The 7,385-nt window shown below is 63.5% G+C and carries 5 protein-coding genes and 1 pseudogene; all 6 read right to left on the bottom strand.

The window, feature by feature from the left end; translation table 11 throughout:
- Positions 1-114 (bottom strand): annotated as a pseudogene (locus ACW7GZ_RS13180) (phage baseplate assembly protein V); the annotation flags it as partial.
- A gap of 137 nt (positions 115-251) precedes the next feature.
- The gene (locus ACW7GZ_RS13175; RefSeq protein ID WP_457009610.1) at positions 252-1,268 is read right to left on the bottom strand and encodes a T6SS immunity protein Tli4 family protein; all 1,017 of its coding nucleotides are present in this window, start codon (positions 1,266-1,268) and stop codon (positions 252-254) included.
- Positions 1,265-1,678 carry a hypothetical protein gene (locus ACW7GZ_RS13170; protein ID WP_457009608.1) on the bottom strand — a complete coding sequence of 138 codons (414 nt, stop codon included), beginning with the start codon at positions 1,676-1,678 and terminating at the stop codon, positions 1,265-1,267. Before ACW7GZ_RS13170 ends, ACW7GZ_RS13175 begins: the two co-directional genes overlap by 4 nt.
- Before the next feature lie 24 nt (positions 1,679-1,702).
- Complete coding sequence (locus ACW7GZ_RS13165) at positions 1,703-2,716, bottom strand: T6SS immunity protein Tli4 family protein (protein WP_457009606.1); 1,014 nt, start codon at positions 2,714-2,716, stop codon at positions 1,703-1,705.
- Positions 2,713-4,356 (bottom strand): esterase/lipase family protein, encoded by a 1,644-nt coding sequence (locus ACW7GZ_RS13160; protein WP_457009604.1) that lies wholly within the window; start codon positions 4,354-4,356, stop codon positions 2,713-2,715. The genes ACW7GZ_RS13165 and ACW7GZ_RS13160 overlap by 4 nt, the downstream gene beginning before the upstream one ends.
- An 11-nt stretch (positions 4,357-4,367) precedes the next feature.
- The gene (locus tag ACW7GZ_RS13155; protein ID WP_457009638.1) at positions 4,368-7,298 is read right to left on the bottom strand and encodes a type VI secretion system Vgr family protein; all 2,931 of its coding nucleotides are present in this window, start codon (positions 7,296-7,298) and stop codon (positions 4,368-4,370) included.
- Between the last annotated feature and the right edge of the window lie 87 nt (positions 7,299-7,385).

Below are 7,385 nucleotides of genomic sequence, written 5' to 3'. Positions count from 1 at the left end.
ACCAACAACCACGGGCCGATCGATGTCGCCCTCAAGGAAGGCCACCAGCACTTCCTGTCCCACCCGCGGCAGGAACTGCGCACCCACGCCCGGACCGGCGTACTCCGTCACCACGTATCAGGAGCTCCTGGCCTTTCACCATGCCAAGGTCACGCTGCGAACGACGGAGGGTTTCCATGCGCGCCGCGATCTCCTCGTAACCGGGCGGACTGTCAGTCTGATGTCCGCGGTGACCTTCTCGCTGTCCACGCTCACACCGCGCCGGGCCGCAGGCGAAGCGTGTCCAGGATCGCATCCCATACCCGCAATGCCTCCTCGTCCGTCTTGAACGGGGCGACGATGATCTCCCCGTCCTCGTCGGTCTGGTCAGTGGTGCTCAATTCCAGCGACATGAACGGAAATTCAAGCGAGTTGGCGCGGCCCTGGGCTTCCCACAGGAATTGATAGCTGCGCTTGCCTTCAGCATCGCCGCGGACCAGCAGTTCCTGACCTTTGACCGGGCCGATGTTGCGATCGCCCCGGCGCAGGGACTTCATGCGAGTGGCGGCTTCTTCGTATCCCGGCGGGATGCGACCGACACGCTTCAGCAGTTCCTCGTCAGGCTTGCCGGTGACATAGGACATCAGCGTGACGGTGACGCTGGGATAGGCGTTCAGGCGGATGCTGGCGGTGAATTCTTCGTTGTTGAGTTCGCTATCTGTGATAAATCCATGATCGAAGCAGAAGCCTACGCCAGAGGGAACTTCTGTAGCCGCACGATATCGAAAGGCATCAGAGAATGACCGATAGTAGTCCACGGTTCTGGACTTGGCAGTAGCGCTAGTTCTCCCCTTGAATATCGCTACAAATGCCTGCGCAGGAAAATAGCCAAAGTATTCGTTCTGATACTGCGTTCGCGAGGTGAATGGATCGGACCATGATTGCAGCAGGATTCGATCCGACCGAAAATCAATACGGTCGGAAAAAATATCCCCTCCATTCTTGTGCTTTATCGATCGCAATGCCGACTCGCGCGCCGCAAGCAATTGTTCAAATTGATCTGCAGATACTCCAACTTTTGTTTCCATTGAGTCACTTGCGAATTCAAACCTCCCTGACACAATTGCGTCAGCAGGCAAGTCAATCAAATAGCGCCCCAGGCAATGCGTGCGTGTTCCGTTCATTGTTCCACTCATCTGGTTTCCCTCCGCATTGCCGGTAGTACAGCTACTTAACACCAGAACACACAGCAGCAGCATTCGATGCGTGCGAGACGGCAGCAATTTCATGCCCAGTCCGCCTGCCTGGCGATCCGGACGATGCTGTATAGCGTGGCCCATTGCGCCCGCGCATCGTTGTAGCTGGGCTGGTGTTCGTAGCCCTTGTCCTTGCCATTGTTGTTCAACCGTGCATGCGCGCCCTGGCCCTGCTCGCCCTGACGGAAGCTGGCCTGGATACCAACAGTGTCCGGCGCCGCGCCGGTTTCGGTAGGGACGGTGCCGTCGCCCGCGCCTGCAGGTTTTGCAAATTCCAGCGTAACGCTGTCAGCGCCCTGACTCAGGCGCAAGCGTCCATTGCCGTTGTCGTCCTGTACCTGCCATAGATCAATTGCGCCGGGCAGCGCTCCCTGCCATTGCACTTCCGACCAGGTATGGACGCGGGTGTCGGCACCGTCATGACTGGCAGCAGTGATGTCCATGCAATCTACCCGCCGCGTCCACGCTCACACCGCGCCAGGCCGCAGGCGAAGCGTGTCCAGGATCGCATCCCATACCCGCAATGCCTCCTCGTCCGTCTTGAACGGGGCGTCGATGATCTCCCCGTCCTCGTCGGTCTGGTCAGTGGTACTCAATTCCAGCGACATGAACGGAAATTCAAGCGAGTTGGCGCGGCCCTGGGCTTCCCACAGGAACTCATAGCTGCGCTTGCCTTCAGCATCGCCGCGTACCAGCAGCTCCTGGCCTGTGACCGGGCCGATGTTGCGATCGTCCCGGCGCAGGGACTTCATGCGACTGGCGGCTTCTTCGTATCCCGGCGGGATGCGGCCGATGCGCTTCAGCAGTTCCTCGTCAGGCCTGCCGGTGACATAGGACATCAGCGTGACGGTGACGCTGGGATAGGCTTTCAGGCGGATGCTGGCGGTGAACTCTTCCTTGTTGAGATTGCTGCGCGCAATCAGACCGGAATCGATGCAAAAGCCCGGTGTCGTCGGGATTTCAGTAGGGGCACGATAACGAATTGCACTTGCTATAGTCCCCTGAAGATCAACTGCACGATCTCGATACTGAGCTCCGCTTTCTCCTTTACGAGAAAACATGACTCGTGTTGATTGGTCTTGCACGAACAATTCATTAAGTTGCAGCTCACGACTACTCGGGCTAGACCATGATCTGAGCAATACTTGTGTGGGATAAAAATCCACCCTCTCAACAAACAGCTTGCCATCAGAGCGGTGATCTACTGACCTCAACACCGACTCCCTCGCATTTAATATTTCCGCAAAGGATTCGTGTGTCACTCCTCGCTTTGTCGTTATTTCACCGCCACCATAAATATATTTCGCACTAATGCTTCCATCAGCAGGCAAGCCCACCAAATAGCGCCCCAGGCAATGCGTGCGTGTTCCGTCCATTGTTCCACTCATCTGATTTCCCTCCGCGTTGCCGGTAGTACAGCTACTTAACACCAGAACACACAGCAGCAGCATTCGATGCGTGCGAGACGGCAGCGATTTCATGCCCAGTCCGCCTGCCTGGCGATCCGGACGATGCTGTACAGCGTGGCCCATTGCGCCCGCGCATCGTTGTAACTGGGCTGGTGTTCGTAGCCTTTGTCCTTGCCCTTGCCGTTCAAACGCACATGCGCGCCCTGGCCCTGCTCGCCCTGACGGAAGCTGGCCTGGATACCGACAGTGTCCGGCGCTGCGCCGGATTCGGTAGGGACGGTGCCGTCGCCTGCGCCTGCAGGTTTCGCAAATTCCAGCGTAACGCTGTCAGCGCCCTGACTCAGGCGCAAGCGTCCATTGCCGTTGTCGTCCTGTACCTGCCATAGATCTGGCACAACAGACAACGTCCCTTGCCATTGCACTTCGGACCAGGTGTGGACACGGGTGTCGGCACCGTAATGACTGTAGGCCGGAGTCGGGTATTTCTTGGCAATATCCACATGGAAGTCCCTCACATCGTCTAGCCTTCTGTTAAGGCCTTGACGCATATCTACTGGATCATCATCGGTCGGAGTAGCACCTACAACCACCGCAAAACCAGCCGGATCAATCAGCTGCTCGTTATGCGCCGGCACCAGCCCATACCAGGCCCGGTTCTTGTAAATCTCCTCGTACGGATCGCCCGCCATCGGCAGCATCTGGCCCGGCAGGGCGCCGTCGCCCAGTTTCAACCACGGCCTGCCATTGGCGTAATCGGGCGTGGGGACCAGCTCCAAAGCACCCGGCGAGTTGGCCATGATCGCCACCACTTCGGCCGCATTGCGCCCCAGGATGACGCTGGCGATTCCGTCGTAGCCACAACGGCAGTGGTGGTAGGTGGCCGGGGCGCCGGTGGCCGGCATGACCCCGTGCACCACGCCCAGCACCTTGTCGTAGCCGTGGATTTCGGTCAGGGCACGCGCCACGAACCCGCCCATTGAATGGGTGACCAGTATGACTTTCCGGGGCCTGTTGTCCTCCGGGTAGCTCGCGAGCACGGTGTTCTCGATGTAGTCCCTGAGCGCCTGCCCGGACCCCCGGTTGGACTGCAACCAGTTGTAGCCGCCGCCCCAGACTTCAAACCGGTAACTCGCCGCATGCTTGAGGTCGTCTTCGCTCAGCGGGGGATTGGCGTTTTGCTCGCCGTAGTCGGCCGGGTCGCGCAAGGCCTCGTCATTCCACCACTCCAGCGCCTGGCACGCTTCCATGATGTTGTCCAACCTGCGCTGCATCTGACTCATCACCGGATGATAGGCCGAGCGCATCACCGTGCCCCAGCCGCGCGCTTTCGCTATCTTGCTTCTGATCGTGCCCTCGGCATCAATCGGCCCACGAGGGTCGACTTCAACCTTGTCGGGGTTCAGCCGGCGCTGGCGGCTGGCCGCGCCCTTGAACCAGAACGAGACCAGTTGCCCGATGGCGCTCAGGATCGACCCCAGCCCGTCCGTGTTCGGCGGACGCCAAGCCACCGCGTTGCCTTGCTTGGCCTTGAGGTTGGTGCCCATGATGCCGGGCAGAAAAACAATCGGGATCACGGCGATTGGCTCCATCAGGCAGACCTTGTCGCGGGTGTCCTGGCTGGGCGTCAGCCGCGGTTTGACGATGGGGTTGCCGTCTTCGTCCCGTTCCCTGGCGGCGGCGACGATCACTTCGTTGGTTGCGGTCTCTGGCATGGGAGCGTCCGTTATGTCTTGCCAAGCAGCTTGATGACGACTTCTTCAGGCGCGAATCCCTTTTGCATCGGGATGCGGCCTTCGCCATCGGTCACGAGCTTCATGCGGGCACCGTCGCCACGCACAAGCTCGACGCGGTAATTGCGCAGGGGCTCGTTGGTTGCCCGGTGCCGCAGCAGATAGGGGTCATCGAACCTTGTCTCCGGCCAGGAGTTCATTTCTCGCGACAGGTGCGCCGGCCCCACGAAGCTCTTCTTCCCCGCATATACCTTGATGGTCCCGGGGCAGGCCACGGTGATGTTGCCGCCCTCGATCGTCAGGCTGGCGCCGCCCGAGGTGGCCAGGTGCACCGTCTTGCCGGCGGCAAACTCGACCTCGGCGTTGGCGCTCACGATCTTCAGCTGGTCCTTCGCTTGCAGCTTGATCTGGTCGTTCTGCGCCTGGACGTCCAGCTCGCCTTCGCCTGTCACCAGACTGAGCGAGGCGTCTTCGCTTGGTGCCCCGTCCACGGCCTCCACCAGCCAGCCGATCGCCTGGCCCGTGTGCAGGCGCAGGCTGCCCGCAACGGCCAGGTTGCTGGCCTGGCCGCTGGCCAGGGTCAGTGTTTCGCCTGCTGCCCAGTGCAGGCTTTGACCGGCGATCTGGACGATGCCGGCCGGGGCGGCGAGGCCGAGGATAGGGTCGCCCGTGTGTGGGACGCGGCCGTCGCCGGCTTCCGCCTTGCGCTCGGCGGCTTCACCCACGGCCTCGTCATAAGCTTCGCCCGGAACGGTGGTCCTCGCGCTGGCCAGCAGGGCCGCGAACGGGGCCTGGTCCGCGATCAGGGCGGATTTGCTGCTACCCACGCCTTCATGGCCGGCCAGCTTCACCGTCAGATGTGTACCGGCCGCGCCGCTGAACACCTCCGCCACGGTTTGCGCCTGCTTCAACAGCGCCGCCGGGCCCACGGCATCACCAGCGGGTGTCTCGCCGGGAGTCGCATAGGCACTCAGCCACAGGCCGCGCTCGGCGCGCACCGTGCCCCAGGCATCAGTCCGCAGCTCGAAGCCTTCGCCCCGGAAGCTGCCGCGGTAGTTGTCCGCTTGGTGGATCAGATGGCCCAGGGTCAGCTGGGTGGCCGCTTGCGTGGTCGCCAACTGCACGCGGAGCTGGCCGTCGCTGTCGTCGAACAGCAGCCGGTTGTGGCCGGATCCGTGCCACTCCTGCGACTGGATGCCCCACAACGCGGTGGCATTGCGATGGGCTTCGTCACCGGCACCCATGCCGTGCCACGGCGGGGCATGGCCTCCGGCCAGGTTGGCCTGTGCGCTCGGGCCATGATCGCTGGCTTGGGCGTACAACTCGGCGCCATCGGCAGCGGCCTCCTTGCCGCCCGTGGTTGGCACCACGCCGGCCTCGCCCTGGCCGTTGTACAGCGCACCCACCACGACCGGCCGATCAATGTCGCCTTCCAGGAAGGCCACCAGCACTTCCTGCCCGACCCGCGGCAGGAACTGCGCGCCCACGCCCGGGCCGGCGTAACGCTGCGACACGCGCAGCCAGCAGGAGCGCTCGGCCGTGTTCCCATCGCCGGACTGCCAGTGGAACTTCACCTTGATCCGGCCCAGCGCGTCGCTGCTGAGCACGTCATGGCCGCCGTCATCGGCAACCACGAGGGCGCTCTGATAGCCCGGTGCGGTCGGGCGCGGGTTGAGGCGGGTGCCGGTGTCGTCGTGCAGGCGCGGCCGCCAGGGCAGGGCGCGGGGCACGGACTGGAAGGCGTTGGCGTAGCCGTGCGCGTTGGCGTGCTGCCACAGGTGCTGCATGCCGGCTGCGTCCAATGGAAGGGCTTGGGGCAGGGCAGGCCAGCCGGGGGCGGGGCCGAGCAGGTCGACCAGGCCGTCGCGCACGGTGTCGGGCAGATTGTTGCGGCCGGCGTGGCGCAGGCCCTGCAGGAAGAAGACGTCCGCGCCTCCGGCGTTGCGCGGGGCATCGGTGAGCGTGAACGCGGTGCCTGCGCGGAAGCTGCGGACGCCGCCCTGGCCCTGCCAGCGTTGCCGGGCGGCTTCGCGCGCTTCGCCTGACAGCCGCGCGTAGCGCTCGGCCTGACCAGCGTCGGCAAACGCATACGCGCCGGACGGGTCGTAGGATTCGCCATAAGCAGGCACGCCGTCGGCGCCCAGTGGAAGCTGGGTCGCGACCGACTGCACCGTGCGGTAGTCGGTGCCCAGCAGGCTCAGCTTCGCCGAACCGACGCGACGGGAGGTGCCAATGGCGTGGATCGTGTCCTGGGCTTCGGTGGCGTCGTCGCGGTGGAAGCGGATGCCGCCGCCAGTGGCGATGGCGTCCTCGGGCTGCGTCGTGCTGTCGGCGAAGATCACCAGGCGATGGCCGGCCGGTGCTTCGGCGTCCTCTTCCCAGCGCCAGCCAAGGCCTTCTTCGGCCAGCAGACGTGAAACGAAATCGAAGTCCGTTTCCCGGTACTGCACGCAGTAGCTGCGCGGATGGGCCTCGGCAATGAACGGGCCGACCTCGTCGGACAGCTGCCACTGGGCGAGCGGGGCATAGTCATCGAACACCGCTTCGGCGATCTCGATGACGGTCTTGTCCTGGAACACGCGGCTGTGCCGGCCCTGGGTCATCCACCACGTCCACGGCACCAGGCACAGGCGATAGCGCACCAAACCACCGTCGCCGCCCAGGCACGAGGCTTCACGGATCACGCCGCTGCGGCGGGCGGAACTGCCGTCGGCCAGGCGCGTGGCGAGGGTGACGGTGGTGCCGAGCAGTTCGTCCAGCGCCCACGAGGCATCGCTGGACAACACGTCCACCCACCATTCGTAACCCAGCGAAAGCTGCTCCCAGCCCTGCCAGCGCTCAACGGCGCAGTCGGCCGGGAGGCCGTCGCCCTGCAGCTGGTACAACCGGTCGGTGCCCACGTACTGCGCCAGGGACGCCAGCATCTGCTGGGCCTGGGCCAACGGGTTGGTCATTTCGCTCCTCCTTGAACTCGACGCGAGCAGTGGCACCTTGGAAAGGCGCCCAGCAGC

The organism is Luteimonas sp. A537, assembly GCF_054052065.1.
This window is presented reverse-complemented; position numbering and strand designations above follow the sequence as displayed.

What these genes read in the sequence shown, in the direction of transcription:
- ACW7GZ_RS13175 (WP_457009610.1), bottom strand. Translation starts at nt 1,268, where the DNA reads ATGAAATTGCTGCCGTCTCGCACGCATCGAATGCTGCTGCTGTGTGTT.
- ACW7GZ_RS13170 (WP_457009608.1), bottom strand. Translation starts at nt 1,678, where the DNA reads ATGGACATCACTGCTGCCAGTCATGACGGTGCCGACACCCGCGTCCAT.
- ACW7GZ_RS13165 (WP_457009606.1), bottom strand. Translation starts at nt 2,716, where the DNA reads ATGAAATCGCTGCCGTCTCGCACGCATCGAATGCTGCTGCTGTGTGTT.
- ACW7GZ_RS13160 (WP_457009604.1), bottom strand. Translation starts at nt 4,356, where the DNA reads ATGCCAGAGACCGCAACCAACGAAGTGATCGTCGCCGCCGCCAGGGAA.
- ACW7GZ_RS13155 (WP_457009638.1), bottom strand. Translation starts at nt 7,298, where the DNA reads ATGCTGGCGTCCCTGGCGCAGTACGTGGGCACCGACCGGTTGTACCAG.